This is a genomic window from Mucilaginibacter sp. P4_D1, assembly GCF_056401935.1.
Genome location: NZ_JBFUIJ010000006.1, coordinates 19,185 through 35,262, shown reverse-complemented (window position 1 = coordinate 35,262; position 16,078 = coordinate 19,185). Strand labels below are relative to the sequence as shown.

The following is a 16,078-nucleotide window of genomic DNA, read 5'->3' as shown; positions in this document are numbered from 1 at the left end:
ATAAAAACCATTATGGATGCGAAATCAAATACAGGCAAATTTAGCAGTGAATACATAGCCGGTGAATATGCTAAGCTGCTTGAAGATGTAACTGATATTGACAACCGGTTGAAAGATTTTAAAGCTCTTTTAAAAAAAACGGTGGAGTATAAAGCCGATTATTCACTGGAAGGGCTAAAGTACGTTGAGCTGTTGCTAATGCATTTAAACCCATCTTTTGAAGAGGATAGCGATCTGTTACTCGAAGCCGCCTATTATATTGGCGAAACCGTTAAAAGAACGTTCAATGGCACTTGGAGTATATCCGATGATGAAGAGAATTTTCCAGATGGATACGGCCAACCTATAATTACAGGCTATAACGCTTACGGGGATTTTTATCCTTTTATAGAGATGGAAAATTTTATAGCCAATCCATCCATCGGCTATTTTAAAAAAGTTATTAAATAGCTGTCAGGCAACCTGGGCATGGAGTTTTAATGGATGAAGATTGCGAAATAAACAACTTATAATTGGTTTACCTCCGCGCTCGAGCCGCTAATTTAAAAGCTTTATGTAGTTTCGAATGTTGCAGATATTCTTCGCTTTTTAAAAACGTAAAGCTGAATTTGTAAATCCAAATCAGCCATTAAACTTCAATTACCCAGCAGGGAACTTGCAATTTGTACAATAGCCACAGCACTTTTGTGCATAAATTTAATGGTGCGACGGAAGGTTTCATTCATCCTTGTATATTTGATACACCAATACCCCCATACCCATATATGAAAAAGCTCATCCTTTTAGTAGCAGCAATTGCTGCATTAAGTTTCAACTGCTTTGCCCAAAAAACAACAAAGCCTGCTTACGATGCCGCCCTTGCCAAAAAATTGGGTGCCGATAAATATGGGATGAAAAAGCATGTAATGGCTTTTTTAAAGGAAGGACCTGCCCGCCTTACAGATTCGGCAGCGCGTATGCAATTGCAAATGGCCCACTTAAAAAATATCTCAAAACTGGCCGATGAAGGCAAGTTGGTTGTTGCCGGCCCGTTTTTAGATGACCAGCCCGTTAAAGGCATTTTCATTTTCAATGTAGAAACCATTGAAGAAGCAAAAAAGCTTACCGAAACCGATCCGGCCATAAAAGCAGGTTCGTTAATAATGGAATTGCACCCCTTTTATTGCTCGGCCGCATTAATGGAGGTGGTGAAAATTCACCACACACTTGAGAGCGCAAGTTTTTCTGATTAAGGCGATGGACGTTAACCTGGTTATAGACCTGCTTAGGCAACAGGCCAGTCCCTCTTATTTGGCCGGCATGCAGCGTTTCGGCATTAATAACTCCAGGGCGCTTGGCGTTAAACTCCCGGATTTGCGTAAACTAGCCAAAAGCATAAAAAAAGATCACCTGCTGGCACAGCAACTTTGGGATACGGGTATCCACGAAGCCCGAATTATGGCATCATTGGTTGACGATACTATGATGGTTACCGAGCAGCAAATAGATAGCTGGACAAACGACTTTTACTCATGGGATCTATGCGACCAGGTATGTGGTAATCTTTTTGACCGTACCCTCTTTGCCATAGCCAAAGCCATTGAATTTAGCGCGCGGGACGAAGAATATGTTAAGCGTGCAGGTTTTGTTTTAATGGCCGAATACGCTATACACAACAAGTTGGCTGCCGACGATATTTTTATCCCCTTTTTTGCCTTGATGGAACGTGAGGCCTGGGATAACCGCAATTTTGTAAAAAAGGCGGTAAATTGGGCATTACGACAGATAGGTAAGCGAAACAGCACCCTGAAAATGGAAGCGATTGCAACTGCCAACCGTATTTTAACGCAAAATTACAAATCGGCTAAATGGATTGCCTCCAATGCATTGACCGAGTTGGCAAGCCATAAAAACTCCTTTTAAAATCGTAAAACGCTCTAAAAAAAGAACTTATCAGTCATAAAAAAGTACTTTTTTGTCATTTTAAAGGTTTTTTGCTACTTATTTAAATGTACAATCCTTAAAAGTATTATTTCAGTGCCCTTTTTTTGTATAAAGCTTTAAAAATCAGATTTTAACTCATAGCAATTGGCATTATTTATTAAGATTTTTTAATAAACGCCTGAATTACAAGTCGGTAATTTATTTTTTGTAATTGTCAGTATTAGAGTGGTTTATATCATTCCAAACATTATATTTGGAATCCCATAATTAATAAAAAAATAACAAGTTTAGTTTAAACATAAACAACCAGAGGTTGTAATTTAATTGATTTTGTAATTGTGGCACATATTTTACTAAGAGCATAAGGCATTTAGCTAAGTAARTGAGGTTATTTAAGGTATGAGTTTTTCTGAAGGGCACAAATTTTCTGACGATAGCAAGCAACATCTTGCTCAAATCATCGATAATATAAACGCCGGTATTTGGGAATATAACGTTACAAGTAAAAATATTAAATGGTCTGTTGGCTTTTATACCGTTTTGGGGTATGAGCCCGACGAAATAGAATGCTCCAACCACGTATTTTTCGAACACATACTATATCACGCTGATAAAACTGCTTTTTTGGCCGCCCTGAATGGCCAGCCATCAAACGCTGTCGCCCCCCTATATATAAGGTTGCTTACCAAAGCATCTGGTTATCATTGGTTTGAGAGTACTGTAAAAAGATACAACGATGAAACCGGGCAAATAATTTACGGGTCAATCATTAATGTCAATAAATATAAGCAGGCCCAGATTAAGGCTGCGCATGATGACCTGTTTTATAACGAGACCCTTAAAATTGCCAAATTGGGAGGGTGGGAGCTAAATACAAGTACCATGGTTCTAACTTTATCAAAGCAAGTGTATGATATTTACGAGCTGCAAAATCATGTAATACTTTCGCTTGATGAAGCTATTAGCTTTTTTGAGCCACCATATCGCCCGGTAATCAAAAACGCTATTGATAATGCCAGGGATTATTGTCAGCCTTATGAGCTGGAATTGCTTTTCAGAACGGCAAAAAATAATGTAAAATGGGTAAAGGCAAAGGGGATACCTGTTATTGACGATTTTGGAAAATGTATTACCATAAGGGGTATTATACAAGATATTGACAATAAAAAGCGAAAAAACCTGGCATTGGAATCGTCGTTAAATTTATTGACCGATCAAAATCGTCGTCTTCAAAATTTCGCTTACATTGTATCACATAACCTTCGGTCGCACACGGGCAATTTGCAATTTATGGTAAAGTTGTACGATGAAACAGAATTGCCCGATGACAGGGCCGAAATTTTGTCGCACATTAAATCCATTAGTGATAGTCTCAGTTCAACAATTGAGCATTTAAACGAGATAGTTCAGATTCATACTGAAATTACAAATGAACGCACGGAGATTGACTTTGAAACGCGCTTTAAAAATATCATATCGGCACTAAAAAGCAATATTGAAGCGCTTGATGCCACCATAGAGTATGATTTTAGCAGGTGTCCGCAGGTAAATTATATTCCGGCTTATATGGATAGTATTTTGCAAAATCTGCTTACCAATTCGCTCAAATACAGTTCGCCAGATAGGAAGCCGGTTATAAAATGCTATACCTTAAAAGAGCGCACCCGTATTTACCTGATTTTTGAAGATAATGGGGTTGGTATTGATATGGAGCGGTTTGGCGATAAAATATTTGGCATGTACAAAACCTTTCATCAAAACCCCGATGCAAAAGGTATTGGGCTATTTATTACCCGTAACCAGATAGAAGCACTGGGCGGCACCATTAAAGTAGACAGTACCGTAAATATTGGCACAAAATTTACTATTAGGCTGGTATAAATATTGCCAATTTAATATAAAGCAGATGATAGCAGAGCAGGATACCGTGAGGGTGTGCTTAATTGACGACGACCAGGTTTATACTTTCGGGTTCAAAAAAATGATTAGTTTAAAGGGGATTAATAGCCGGGTAATTAATTTTGGCGACGGATACCAGGCTATTAACTGGCTAAATAACCCGTTGAACGTTCAAAATTTGCCCGATGTAATATTCCTTGATATTAATATGCCTAATATGGACGGCTGGGAATTTCTGCATGAATTTGCGGAAATAAAATCCCAGCTGGGCAAAAAAATCACAATTTATATGCTCAGTTCATCTATTTACCTGAACGATATTTATCGGTCAAAAAATATTGCTGATGTTGAGGATTATATTTTTAAGCCTATCAATGAACACCAGCTTAACAGCATATTTGATTATATACGCCATCAAATTGACAACCGAAGGTTTAAAAACGAGACTAATTGAGCCCCGTTTAAAAGTGTTCTATTGTTTTACGTATGTTGATATTGCTACACTTCCAATTGATTTGATAGTGTCTTTGAATACTATCTGGATACTGCCTCCTACATCACTTATTTGTCCGTAGGAGGTAGCTGTATATGGTGTCAGCACGTTCAACTTTATCAGGTTGCCTTTTTGCAACCATGCACTCGTTGTGGATTGCCCTTTTATCCCGATGATTAAAGACGAAAAGGCCGCCTTTTTAACATAACAACTATCGGTTCCACTGTATACCGAACTTGAAGTACCATCACCTTTAAATGTTGTTTTGTTATTGGCAAGGCAAGGCGTAAGTAAACTGGTAAAAGTTTCAGATCCGGTACTTGTAAGGTTAGTATTAACTACTGATACAAGGCTGTAAGTACCTGTTGCATTAATCTTAATTGTTGTATCTGCTGTATTACCGGCACTATCTTTTTTACAACTATCAAACGCCAGCAATACTACCACACCAAGTAAAAATATTTTCTTCATGATTTAGGTTATATCCCCATAAAGATAACATTATTCGATATAACTTTCCAAAATTTTAAATCCACTGTTGGTTTCCAACTCAATTTTATCAATGCTTTTTGGCAGCAGGATGCACTCACCCATTTTTACAGGGTAGGTTTCGCCGTTATAGGTTACATTATAAGCTCCTTCAACGCAAACATGTACCACAAACGAGTCAAGCGCCGAGTAATCTTTTGCGGTGCTTTTATCAAAATCAAGTATGTTGGTGGTAAAGTACGGGCAGGTTACTAAATGAACCGTTTCGTCTTTTTGAGGTTGATATATGGTTTTATACTCCGGGTAGTGTTTATAGTCAATTGCAGCCAATGCCTCCTGGGTATGCAGTTCGCGTTTGTTGCCTTTATCATCAACCCTGTCAAAATCATAAATACGGTAAGTGATATCAGATGTTTGCTGAATTTCGGCAATTAACAATCCTTTGCCGATTGTATGCACACGGCCTGCCGGTAAAAAGAAAACATCGCCCGCGGTTACATCCTCTTTGTTCAGGATATCCATGATATGGCCACTGTTTAGCGCGTCTATATACTTTTGCTCGGTCATCTCCTGGTTAAAGCCAGCTATCAGCGTGGAACCCGGATCGGCTTCAATCACATACCACATTTCGGTTTTGCCGAATGAGTTATGGCGTTTTTTGGCCAACTCGTCATCCGGGTGCACTTGAACAGAAAGATCATCATTAGCATCAATAAATTTGATCAGTAAGGGAAAAATATTACCAAAATGGGCGTAAACTTTTTTACCAACAAGCTCGTCTTTATATTGCTCCAGCAAATCAGCCAATGATTCGCCGTCCAGTGCACCGCCGTTTACTACAGATACGTCGGATTTTACGCCTGAAAGTTCCCAGGTTTCGCCGCAGTTTGGCAAGCTGCCAAAATCTTTATGCAGATAGGTGTTAATCTTTTGACCTCCCCAGATCTTATCTTTAAATATGGTTTTAAATTTTAAGGGATATAATGCCGACATAGTAGTGTTGTTTTTTGAAACGCTAAGTTAAAAGTTAAATATAAAAAGCCCGAAATAAAATTAAATCAACGGGGTTAAATAGTTCGTTCCTGCAATTTATCAAGACACCTGCCGAGATGAATTGTTGCTTAACGATGGTAAATCTTGTTCAAGTATTAAACGCAGTGCGTCTGACAAATTCGCCATTAATTCATTAATAGTTTTACCTTGAGAGATCACTGCGGGTACTTCCGCGATCTGTCCAACAAGCCAGCCGTTTTCACCTTCCTCTATAATTGGGACATATTTCATATTATAAAACGTTTTTATGTGCCTGCCTAATTATTTCCATCGCGTAATCCAAGTCCGTTTCGTTTTCAATATACATTAGCCTATTTAAACGCCACCCGTCGTTATTTTTAATGATGATTTTTGAAAATGGGTCGATGTACTCTATAGGTTCCAAATGAAGTAGTACTTTCTTAATTTGAAGATGAACCTCCACAAATAATTTAACCCTTTCATCATCAATTTTAAATCGATATCCGATGTAAGGATCCGTTGCCTTATGTACAACATTTGGCAGTGACGATATGTTTTTGTGCAATTTTTGAAACATTGCAATTATCTCAGGTGGTTTATTGACTAGGTGATCTTCGATTGAGGTTTTTAACTTTTTCATTTTTACAAACTAAATTTAACAAAAAAGTCCGCATATTTCTATACGGACTTTTCTTATAAATTGAAATCAGGCAACTATTTACCCAATTTAGCTTTCAGGTTTTCGTCAATTGCGGCCAAAAATTCTTCGGTATATAAATAATCTGTGCCGTGTTCAACTTTTGGTTTAATGGTGATGGCTAAATCTTTGGTCATTTTGCCACTTTCAACAGTTTCAATACAAACTTCTTCCAAAGCTTTACAGAAATCTATCAGCTCCTGGTTTTTATCTAATATACCACGGAACTCCAATCCTCTTGTCCATGCAAAAATAGATGCAATAGGGTTGGTTGATGTTGGCTTGCCGGCCTGGTGCTCGCGGTAGTGGCGGGTTACTGTACCATGCGCAGCTTCGGCTTCCATTACAGTACCATCGGGTGTAACAAGTGTTGATGTCATTAAACCTAATGAACCAAAACCTTGGGCTACCGTATCCGACTGTACGTCGCCATCGTAGTTTTTACAAGCCCAAACAAAATTGCCGTTCCATTTTAAGGCCGATGCAACCATGTCGTCAATTAAACGGTGCTCGTAAGTAATGCCTGCTTCGGCAAATTTTGTTTTGTAATCGTTTTGATAGATCTCTTCAAAAATATCTTTAAAACGGCCATCGTATTTTTTAAGGATGGTGTTTTTGGTTGATAAGTACAAAGGCCAGCCTTTCATTAAAGCCTGGTTAAAACAAGCGTGTGCAAATCCTTTGATAGATTCGTCGGTGTTATACATAGCCAACGCCACGCCGTCGCCTTTAAAGTTAAACACTTCAAATGATTGCTCGGCGCTACCGTCTTCAGGAGTAAAAGTGATGGTTAATTTACCTTTTCCTTTGGTAACAAAATCGGTAGCACGGTACTGATCGCCAAAAGCGTGGCGGCCAATACAAATAGGGGCTGTCCAGTTTGGCACCAGGCGTGGCACGTTTGCCATAACAATAGGCTCACGAAAAACAGTACCATCCAAAATGTTACGGATAGTACCATTTGGCGAACGCCACATTTGTTTTAAGCCAAATTCTTCAACACGTGCTTCATCAGGAGTGATGGTTGCACATTTAATACCTACACCATATTTTAAAATAGCATTTGCGGCATCAACAGTTACCTGATCGTTAGTTTCATCGCGATACTCAATACCCAAATCATAATACTTGATATCCAGGTCAAGATAAGGGATTATCAATTTGTCTTTGATGAATTTCCAGATGATCCGGGTCATTTCATCGCCATCCAGCTCAACTACCGGATTTTCTACTTTAATTTTTGACATAGCTGACGTTGTTTCTTTATTTTAATGGCTTCAAATATATTAATTTGAGTTTATCAAACTAACTAAATAACACATGAAAATAATTGATGGCTGTTTAATGACGATTTATTGAAACAGTTTATTGTTTTTATAAACTTTGATGCTATTTTTATAAAATTAAACGTTACTACACCAACGGGCAGCTAAATCAAAGCCCTGTTATTTGTATTATGATAAAATTCATCGCTAAAACCGTTCTGATAATAACCCTTTCAACAATTTCCTTTTTAGCAAAAGCACAGGTTGGATATGACTATGCCCAATATGATATTGGTACCGCGGTAGGGGTTAACATTGCCGCTATGGCCGATGTAAATTCATTCACGGTTACTCCATCAGTTCACTTTAATTTTAATTATAACCAAAGCCCGTTTGTTAATTATGTATTTGAGTTACAGGTTGGCCGTTTAGAAGGTGGAACGCTGGAATCATCGTCGGGCAGGAAATTTGAAAACCACTTTACAGCCTTTTCATTCAGAGGACAGTTACAAGCTGGTGAGTTTTTGGATTACTCATCAAGTCCGTTCATGAATGTGATGAAAAACTGGTATGCCTCGGCAGGAATTGGCTATATAGTGAACCATATTGTATACAGGAGTGATGATAAGCGTGGATATATTATACCCGGCGACTACAATGCCCAGGTACCCTTTTTACCCGTAAGGATAGGATACGAATTTAAACTCTATAATCAATATAGCCAACCCAGTGTAAGAATTGACTTGGGTTACCAATATAACTTTGTATTTAGCGATAACCTGGATGGTTACAACTCGAGCACAGCTAATAACGATGCGTATGCCCAATTTACCATAGGGGTAAAATTTGCTATTGGCGGCGTTACCTCGTACCGTAAGCAAATTCATTATTGATACAGCAGGTAAGCACTTAATTTTTGCATTACTGCCGGTACCCGATATTATACTCGCTGTTTTTTTTGGCAAGGTTTTTACTGTATCTTTAATTACAAATTACAAAACCTATGAGCATTCAAAATATCAACCCCGGCAATGAAGATGACGATGCATTAACCGATAATGCCAGCGACCGCGACCTGACGCTGAAAGATGAACTTGGCGAAACTATTGACAAGGAAGACCTGAGTTATAACGAGGAAGAGGACAGCTTTGAATACGATGTAAAAAGCGACGACCCGGATTATGACCACCCGGATCCGTATAAAACATCAGTAAAAAATGGCGAGGACATGAACTCCACGTATGATGAAGCCAATCCCTATGATACGGCAGACGGTGAATACGCCAGTAAAAGATCTATTGAAACAGATGTTGATGACCTGGGGATGCATATTGACGATGGCGACATTGTTGAGGTGGACGCCGCCGATGCCGCCCTTGCCCATACACCAGAAGATGACAGGGACGACCTGGACGAAGAGGGGTATCCTAAGAATATTTAAGTTTTGAGGGATGAGTTTTGAGTGGTAAGTTAAAAAACAACTCAAAACTCATTACTTAAAACTCACAACTTGATTAATCAAAATCGAGATTAAAGCGATTGCGCAAATCCATTAGTTCGGGGTTGCGGGATGCCATATACTGAAATTTTTCTATTGAGGTGTAGGGCTTGCGTACAACTTCCTGTTCATCAACGCGTGCATTTACTTCGATAGTGAAGTTGTTTAGCTTACTTCGCAAAAAATTATGCATCTCTGGCCGCTCTTCTCTGAATAAATTTTCCTGCACTTTATTGCCCACCAAAATTTCAAATTCGTACGGCCTTATCATCCGCGGCGCGTTTGATGTAAAAATGGTAACCAGGTTTTTTTTACCGTCGGCTTTAACTTTAGCGGCAAAATCACTCCAGTATTTTAAAAAACTATCCATTGTAAAATCATCCCGGGAATCGCCTTTTATATACGGGTCTTCTTCTTCAAGTATTTCCTCTTCTGTTTTAGCGGTATCTGTTAACGACGGAGTTAGCGTACTCCTAAGCGGCATAATAATTTTAGGCTTTTCGGCAGCAGCTTCTTTTACCTGTACAGCTTGATTTGCCGGGGCGGGCTGTCCATTAGTTGCGGGAACTGTTTTGTTGATAGCCTGTGCAGCGCTTAAAACCGGCGCTTCACTGGCTAAATTAACTGCCGGCAGAGGGGTTATTGCTGGGGTATCAGGTTTTTTTTTTAATCCCCCATCTGCGATGGGCGTTGCGTTAAGTGGCGTGGTTGCCATATTAAAGGCCGAAGGCAGGTGGCACATTTTGAGCAGCGCCAGCTCTACCTGTAACCGTTGGTTTTTACTTAGCTTATAGCTGATGTCGCATTGGTTGGCAATATTCATGGCCGATAACAGGAACGATACCGAGCCTGCCTGCGATTGCTGCAGGTATTTATTTTTGATGCCCTCGCTTACTTCCAATAACTTTAAAGTGGTTTGATCTTTACTTACCAGCAGGTTACGGAAGTGTTCGCTTAAGCCGGCAATAAAATGCGCTCCATCAAAACCGCGCGACAATATCTCGTCAAAAAACAATAGTACTTTGGCCGTGTCTTCTTTGAGTAGGCTTGCTGTTATATTAAAGTAGTAATCGTAATCAAGTATGTTCAGATTGTCAATAACCGAACGATAGGTAACCTTACCGCCCGAGAAACTCACTATCTGGTCAAACATCGAAAGCGCGTCCCGTAAGCCGCCATCGGCCTTTTGGGCTATAATGTGCAGGCCATCGGGTTCATAACTGATATTTTCTTTGCCTGCGATAGAAGCCAGGTGGCCAGCCATATCATCAACCCTGATTCGGTTAAAATCAAAAATCTGGCAGCGGGATAATATGGTGGGCAGTATTTTGTGTTTCTCGGTAGTAGCCAATATAAATATGGCATAATGGGGCGGCTCTTCCAGTGTTTTCAGGAAAGCGTTAAAAGCCGCCTGCGACAGCATGTGCACCTCATCAATAATATAAACCTTATAGCGGGCAGCCTGTGGCGGTATGCGTACCTGCTCAATAAGGCTCCGGATATCATCAACCGAATTATTGGACGCGGCATCCAACTCATGTACGTTAAAGGAGTTGCCGTTTTCAAATGCCTTGCAGCTTGGGCATTCGCCGCAAGCTTCTCCATTTGGCTGCAGATTAGTACAGTTAATGGTTTTAGCCAGGATACGTGCGCACGTAGTTTTGCCCACACCACGCGGCCCACAGAACAAAAATGCCTGTGCCAGCTGGTTGTTTTTAATAGCGTTTTTGAGCGTATTGGTTATATGCTGCTGACCAACAACGGTTTCAAAAGTAGCCGGGCGATACTTACGGGCCGAAACAATGAAATTATCCACAGCCGCTAAGTTAATGAGAAATTAGGTTTGTTTAAAGCTGATGTTGGTAAAATTTTGGAAGGAGTATAGCGTTGGTAGTGTCTCAGTTTGATTTTTTTATTTAGCCAAGCCTACAATTTCTTCCAAAGTCATTATGTCTTTAGTTAACCCAGCTTCCATTGCAGGCGTCACTCTCAGTTTTGTATGAATCTTAGCAAAGTTATAATAAACGAAATGAAGTGCTATTGCTAAGCAATGATTTTCAACTTTCTTTGAAAACGCATTTGTTTTCCTGGTAAATCGTCTCATATGCATCCGCATAGTTAAATTTTGCCGCTCAATCATGCTTGTAGAAATATACTTGGGATCTGGCTTACCTTGTACTCTTACTTTTTTAGCACCTTTATATCTTTTTCTTTTATCATCACTCTCAATGGTATTATCTTCTGCATTTGAGCCGTATATCTTTACAAGTTGAGCAAAATCTACCCGCGATCCGAAAGCTTCGCTCACAGCCTCTAAATATGGCTTAAAACCATCCGTAGTCATCTGAACCCTGGTTTTTAATCTGCTCTTTATATCTTTCATTAACGCATACGCAGAATCTGCATCCCTATTGCCCACATACCAGGACAAAACAAGTTTGGTTTCAGGATCTATTCCAACCCACGTCCAGACATCGCCGGCTTTATGGCCTTTATCCTCTTCTGGAGTATTTTTATTTTTTGAATAAACGAAAGACCATATCTCGTCACACTCAACTCTCTTTGATTTAATATGATGGACGGTAGCATCATGAAAATCTAAACATCCCTTACCAACGTCAACTAATAATTTGGTAACTGTGTTTATACTAACATCAGCGACCCTCGAAGTTGCTCGAAGACTCATTCCCTCGACTAGTAAATTTATGATTTGAACTCTTTTGGCAAGAGGTAAACGATTCATTGTAAGCAAAAATTTGTAAATAAGGTCACAGTTGCTTACATTTGTGTAAGCAAAAAGCAAGATGGGACGGCTAAACCTCCATGGCCTCCGTCCCTAATCAACGCCCTCACAGCGAGTTTACTTGCAATGTCTTTAAAAACCGCATTTCTCCGAGTCTCAAACTTCGAAATGCGGTTTTTTATTTAAAAAATATCTAAATCTTCATCTATTTTTCGACTGTATATTTCTTTAATTGTATTATCCTGTTCATACCAATCGATTAACCCATACAAGTACCCCTTTTTTCCGGTATAAGTCAAACGTCCTAGCTTTTCATTCTCGCATAAATTATTTAATGCCAAAGACAAGGCATTAATATAGTTCTTTCGTTTTCTATCATCAGCCAGTTTTTCTTTCTCATTATAGAACATACATTCAAGTATACCTACAGTAGTCATGAACTTATCCTGATGCTTGAGGCATCTTAATGCTGTGTTTTTCCAATCTATTGGTTTTTCAGGATTCCCTTCTAAAATTCTTATAGCTTCATCAAGCTTGGAAACACAAGCGGCGAATTGATCCCGCTGCTGTTTTAGTGACTTTAAGGATGCACCTTTTAATATCTCAATTTCCATATGCGAATATATAGATTTGTATTGGCAAAACAAGCGAGTTTTTTATTTTTTTTTACCGTTCAATAATTATATTTGATCTTTATTTCAAGCGAACTCGTTCAGGGCAGCGAAACGACCAAATTACAACACCCGAACTATACGAGCCGAGATACTGCCGTACGCAACAGCGTGGGGAGTTTTCACTCGTATATAGGCGCTTGGTCGTGCCTGCTGTCCGGTGAGGCCCCACGCTTCTTATCTTAAATCCGCCAGGCAGGGGCTAAAGGCACTAAAGGCCTTATTGCACCATGCGAAAAATTATTACCACCATTGCTTTGTCTCTCATAATCATTGGCTGCACAAGCCAGCGAAAAATTATGGACTCTTGGATGGGTCAACCAACCAGTAGGCTTATAATGTCATGGGGGCCACCTGCCAGAACAACAAGCGACGGCAACGGCGGCGAAGTCCTTATCTATGCCCACGAAGTTTATGCACCTCAAATGAATTGGCATTATTGGGACTATAAAATGATGTACGCACATGCAGATGGGAAAATCTATTGGTGGCGAACAAGCCGGGAACGCATACCTCCGACAGAAGTAGTTGTAACTTTTAGATAAGTAATGACAAAGATGACTGTAGTTTGGATGTTTTTATCGGCATTAATAACGTCCCAAATTTTCTTTATGTTAAACTTCGACGAAAGAAAACGCCTTTATTTCGACAGACTACCCGAATGGGTCGGATATTTTATCCCTATAGGATATGCTATATTCGTAATATGGGCGGGCCTTGTACAGTTAGAAATTGAGAAAGAAGCAAGATTTGAAGAGAAAATGAGAAATAAACATAATTAACAATCACTTTTTATTCGCCGAAACAGACATCTTTACAGTTGGCTGTTTTATGTTTTTCTCCTCTGTCGCCTTATCTACTATGAGTTTAGCGAGTTGGTTCATATCTTTCCGTTTCTTTTCTTCTTTAGACATGAAGCAAAAGTAAGAAATAAAAAAATAAATTTAATTTTCAAACTGAGACACTACCATAGCGTTAACCAAATGAATTAAATGCGTATTTTTGATTAAAGTTCAAATACCATGCAGTTATCAGACCTTGATATTACTAAATCATACACTTACGCCGACTATTTAAAATGGGCTTTTGATGAACGATTGGAGTTAATTAAAGGCAAAATCTTTAAAATGAGCCCTGCCCCGGGATCTGCTCATCAACTAATCTCGGGCGCTATTTTTAATGAGCTTTATAACTATCTCAAAGGCAAACCCTGCAAGGTAATCCACCCTCCTTTTGATGTACGATTGACTACGAGATCAAAAAAAGACAACAAAGACATTTTAACTGTAGTACAGCCGGATATTGTGGTAGTTTGCGACCCTCTTAAAATTGATGAAAAAGGGTGCCTGGGAGCGCCAGACATCGTTGTTGAAATTTTATCGCCAGGAAACAATAAAAAAGAACTTCAAAATAAATATGAAGTTTATGAAGAAAATGGTGTTCTTGAATATTGGATCATCCATCCATCCGAAAAAACATTTCTCAAATATACTTTAATTGACAACATCTACCAGGCATCAAGGCTGCTCACCACCGGCGACAAATTAAGCACCCCCATATTACCTGGTTTTATATTGAATTTGGACGAGCTATTTGCCGTAACCAATAACTAACACTTTTTTTTCAACTTACCGGATAAAACCAGCCAACACTATTGCAAATCGTCATCCGGCAGGTGGTCATCATCGTCAGGGTCGGGGTCGTCAATATCATTGCCTGTCTGCATATCATGCAGGTCGCTTTCGGCATCCAGTTGGTCGTCAAAATCTTCGTCGTCCTCATCGTCCCAATCGCCTTCAATCTCATCGTCATTCCCGCCGCCCAAAGACAATACATTGGTGTTCATTTTAGCTAAAAAACTTTCCGGCTCAATGTTTGCCGAACGCATTAAAGATATGGCCATATTTAGATTATGTTTTATATGATATGTAACAAGAGGTAAGAAGGGTATGTTTGTTGCCAAATAACGGATTAAAGAAAATCGACTCTTAAAATCTCTTTAATAGTATAATACCCCTTTGCTTCGGGCATATAAACTTCTTTTGGGGCCCAGGTTATTTTGAGTTTTTTATTTAAAAGTAAAGCGGGTGTTTTTATGAATTTTTCAGAACCCGGGAAATTGCCGAACCATAAAAAAGATTTTTCGGTATCCTGATCATCTTTTATCACGATATAATTAAACCCTTTCAAGTCAATCCTTTTAAATGTGCCGAGTGTTGAACTGGTAGCGGCCTCCTCACTGTCCTCTTTTTTTGCCATTGCTGTAGATAGCTGTAAAAAGTACTTGCAGTTTTGCTTCATCAGGTCTTTGCCTAATTCAATACCAACAAGGCGCATAGCCGCCTGATCAGTCATGTCCACTTTCTTTTCAGCTGCCAAATCCGGCAACATATCGGCATGCGCCATCACGCAACTTGTATAAGCTTTAACAGCCTCGCTCTTGGTAGTAATTTTTGAGAGGTCGAGCTTTGAAAGGCTGCTGCAGATACTGTCAGCAAGTCTTCTTTCTACTGGGCCGGGAGTAACCGTTTGGGATTTAGCGGTCGTAATAATTAATGTAAGAATAGCCGTGAAAACGAGTAGATGTTTTTTCATGTTTTTGTTTGTCGCAAAAATAAATTGACAATTTATTTTTAGATGGTAAATATGCTAATTTTCAAGCTGAAAATATTTGAATGGTAAAAATATTATCACTACATTTGCAGCCCCGTAATAGCGGGTAATTAATTAAAAATCAAAGTATAATAATGCAACAGTACGAAATCGTGATCGTTCTAACCCCGTTGTTATCAGTAGAAGTTGCTGCCGAGGCTAACGCCAAGTTCAGCAAAATCTTAACTGATGGCGGAGCCGAAATTGTCCAGGMGGATAATTGGGGTTTGAGAAAATTAGCGTACCCTATTCAAAAAAAGACTACAGGGTACTATCACTTAACTGAATTTAAGGCTCCGGGTGAATTAATTAACAAATTGGAGGTTGAATTAAGGCGCGATGAGCGTGTTTTGCGTTTCCTGACCATTGCTTTAGATAAGCATGCTGTTGCGTACAACGACAAAAAACGTAGCGGTGCCTTTAACAAGAAACCTAAAGCAACAGAGGAGGCTTCGAAATAATGGCAAACGAACAAATTAAATACGTTACTGCTCCAAAGGTGGAGGATAACCGTAAAAAATACTGCCGTTTTAAAAAGAATGGTATTAAGTATATCGATTACAAAGACGCTAACTTTTTATTGAAGTTCATTAACGATCAGGGTAAAGTATTGCCACGCCGTTTAACAGGTACTTCATTAAAATTCCAGCGCAAAGTGGCCCAGGCTGTTAAGCGTGCCCGTCACATTGGCTTATTACCTTACGTTACAGATTCATTAAAATAATAGGAGATTT

21 protein-coding genes are annotated in these 16,078 nt (G+C 39.2%); 10 read left to right on the top strand and 11 right to left on the bottom strand.

Features of this window, described 5'->3' with window-relative positions; all coding sequences use genetic code 11:
• Positions 1 to 12: 12 nt before the first annotated feature.
• The 5 genes from AC1DV1_RS08015 to AC1DV1_RS07995 all read left to right on the top strand — a co-directional run bounded on the left by AC1DV1_RS08015 (position 13) and on the right by AC1DV1_RS07995 (position 4,276).
• Positions 13 to 450, top strand: a complete 438-nt coding sequence (locus tag AC1DV1_RS08015) for a hypothetical protein (RefSeq protein WP_477357324.1) — start codon at positions 13 to 15, stop codon at positions 448 to 450.
• A 314-nt stretch (positions 451 to 764) separates the two neighbouring features.
• Positions 765 to 1,232, top strand: coding sequence for a YciI family protein (locus tag AC1DV1_RS08010; protein WP_477357322.1), 468 nt, complete (start codon positions 765 to 767; stop codon positions 1,230 to 1,232).
• A complete protein-coding gene (locus AC1DV1_RS08005; RefSeq protein WP_477357320.1) occupies positions 1,207 to 1,902 on the top strand; it encodes a DNA alkylation repair protein in 696 nt (231 codons plus the stop codon). Before AC1DV1_RS08010 ends, AC1DV1_RS08005 begins: the two co-directional genes overlap by 26 nt.
• Before the next feature lie 420 nt (positions 1,903 to 2,322).
• Positions 2,323 to 3,804 (top strand): PAS domain-containing sensor histidine kinase, encoded by a 1,482-nt coding sequence (locus AC1DV1_RS08000; RefSeq protein ID WP_477357318.1) that lies wholly within the window; start codon positions 2,323 to 2,325, stop codon positions 3,802 to 3,804.
• A gap of 25 nt (positions 3,805 to 3,829) precedes the next feature.
• Complete coding sequence (locus AC1DV1_RS07995) at positions 3,830 to 4,276, top strand: response regulator (RefSeq protein WP_477357316.1); 447 nt, start codon at positions 3,830 to 3,832, stop codon at positions 4,274 to 4,276.
• A gap of 18 nt (positions 4,277 to 4,294) precedes the next feature.
• Here AC1DV1_RS07995 and AC1DV1_RS07990 read toward each other — a convergent pair whose 3' ends face one another.
• From AC1DV1_RS07990 to AC1DV1_RS07970, 5 genes are all read right to left on the bottom strand, one after another.
• A complete protein-coding gene (locus AC1DV1_RS07990; RefSeq protein ID WP_477357314.1) occupies positions 4,295 to 4,786 on the bottom strand; it encodes a hypothetical protein in 492 nt (163 codons plus the stop codon).
• 30 nt (positions 4,787 to 4,816) lie between these two features.
• Complete coding sequence (locus AC1DV1_RS07985; RefSeq protein WP_477357312.1) at positions 4,817 to 5,797, bottom strand: type I phosphomannose isomerase catalytic subunit; 981 nt, start codon at positions 5,795 to 5,797, stop codon at positions 4,817 to 4,819.
• 99 nt (positions 5,798 to 5,896) lie between these two features.
• The gene (locus AC1DV1_RS07980) at positions 5,897 to 6,088 is read right to left on the bottom strand and encodes a type II toxin-antitoxin system HicB family antitoxin (RefSeq protein WP_477357310.1); all 192 of its coding nucleotides are present in this window, start codon (positions 6,086 to 6,088) and stop codon (positions 5,897 to 5,899) included.
• Between the two features lies 1 nt (position 6,089).
• Positions 6,090 to 6,458 (bottom strand): DUF5655 domain-containing protein, encoded by a 369-nt coding sequence (locus tag AC1DV1_RS07975; protein WP_477357308.1) that lies wholly within the window; start codon positions 6,456 to 6,458, stop codon positions 6,090 to 6,092.
• A 74-nt stretch (positions 6,459 to 6,532) separates the two neighbouring features.
• Positions 6,533 to 7,762, bottom strand: a complete 1,230-nt coding sequence (locus AC1DV1_RS07970; RefSeq protein WP_477357306.1) for an NADP-dependent isocitrate dehydrogenase — start codon at positions 7,760 to 7,762, stop codon at positions 6,533 to 6,535.
• A gap of 209 nt (positions 7,763 to 7,971) precedes the next feature.
• Between AC1DV1_RS07970 and AC1DV1_RS07965 the strand changes: the two genes are divergently transcribed.
• Complete coding sequence (locus tag AC1DV1_RS07965; protein WP_477357304.1) at positions 7,972 to 8,673, top strand: hypothetical protein; 702 nt, start codon at positions 7,972 to 7,974, stop codon at positions 8,671 to 8,673.
• 110 nt (positions 8,674 to 8,783) lie between these two features.
• Positions 8,784 to 9,221 (top strand): hypothetical protein, encoded by a 438-nt coding sequence (locus AC1DV1_RS07960; protein ID WP_477357301.1) that lies wholly within the window; start codon positions 8,784 to 8,786, stop codon positions 9,219 to 9,221.
• A gap of 73 nt (positions 9,222 to 9,294) precedes the next feature.
• On the opposite strand, the gene AC1DV1_RS07955 is transcribed toward AC1DV1_RS07960, so the two are convergent.
• The 4 genes from AC1DV1_RS07955 to AC1DV1_RS07940 all read right to left on the bottom strand — a co-directional run bounded on the left by AC1DV1_RS07955 (position 9,295) and on the right by AC1DV1_RS07940 (position 13,606).
• Entirely contained in the window at positions 9,295 to 11,094 is a 1,800-nt protein-coding gene (locus AC1DV1_RS07955) for a DNA polymerase III subunit gamma/tau (RefSeq protein WP_477357299.1), read from the bottom strand.
• Positions 11,095 to 11,190: 96 nt separating this feature from the next.
• Positions 11,191 to 12,021: an IS1 family transposase gene (locus AC1DV1_RS07950; RefSeq protein WP_477357297.1), complete on the bottom strand. Its 831-nt coding sequence runs from the start codon at positions 12,019 to 12,021 to the stop codon at positions 11,191 to 11,193.
• A 182-nt stretch (positions 12,022 to 12,203) separates the two neighbouring features.
• Positions 12,204 to 12,635 carry a hypothetical protein gene (locus AC1DV1_RS07945; RefSeq protein ID WP_477357295.1) on the bottom strand — a complete coding sequence of 144 codons (432 nt, stop codon included), beginning with the start codon at positions 12,633 to 12,635 and terminating at the stop codon, positions 12,204 to 12,206.
• 842 nt (positions 12,636 to 13,477) lie between these two features.
• Complete coding sequence (locus tag AC1DV1_RS07940) at positions 13,478 to 13,606, bottom strand: hypothetical protein (RefSeq protein ID WP_477357293.1); 129 nt, start codon at positions 13,604 to 13,606, stop codon at positions 13,478 to 13,480.
• Positions 13,607 to 13,714: 108 nt separating this feature from the next.
• On the opposite strand from AC1DV1_RS07940, the gene AC1DV1_RS07935 reads away from it, so the two are divergent.
• Positions 13,715 to 14,305: a Uma2 family endonuclease gene (locus AC1DV1_RS07935; RefSeq protein WP_477357291.1), complete on the top strand. Its 591-nt coding sequence runs from the start codon at positions 13,715 to 13,717 to the stop codon at positions 14,303 to 14,305.
• A 38-nt stretch (positions 14,306 to 14,343) separates the two neighbouring features.
• Here the strand turns inward: AC1DV1_RS07935 and AC1DV1_RS07930 are convergent, their stop codons facing one another.
• Together AC1DV1_RS07930 and AC1DV1_RS07925 are read right to left on the bottom strand one after the other, a co-directional pair.
• A complete protein-coding gene (locus AC1DV1_RS07930) occupies positions 14,344 to 14,595 on the bottom strand; it encodes a hypothetical protein (RefSeq protein ID WP_477357289.1) in 252 nt (83 codons plus the stop codon).
• A gap of 68 nt (positions 14,596 to 14,663) precedes the next feature.
• Positions 14,664 to 15,287, bottom strand: coding sequence for a hypothetical protein (locus tag AC1DV1_RS07925; RefSeq protein WP_477357287.1), 624 nt, complete (start codon positions 15,285 to 15,287; stop codon positions 14,664 to 14,666).
• A 152-nt stretch (positions 15,288 to 15,439) separates the two neighbouring features.
• Here AC1DV1_RS07925 and rpsF point away from each other — a divergent pair, with 152 nt between their 5' ends.
• Together rpsF and rpsR are read left to right on the top strand one after the other, a co-directional pair.
• Positions 15,440 to 15,805, top strand: a complete 366-nt coding sequence (gene rpsF / locus AC1DV1_RS07920) for a 30S ribosomal protein S6 (protein ID WP_477357285.1) — start codon at positions 15,440 to 15,442, stop codon at positions 15,803 to 15,805.
• Positions 15,805 to 16,068: a 30S ribosomal protein S18 gene (gene rpsR / locus AC1DV1_RS07915; protein WP_022833472.1), complete on the top strand. Its 264-nt coding sequence runs from the start codon at positions 15,805 to 15,807 to the stop codon at positions 16,066 to 16,068. Before rpsF ends, rpsR begins: the two co-directional genes overlap by 1 nt.
• Positions 16,069 to 16,078 lie beyond the last annotated feature (10 nt).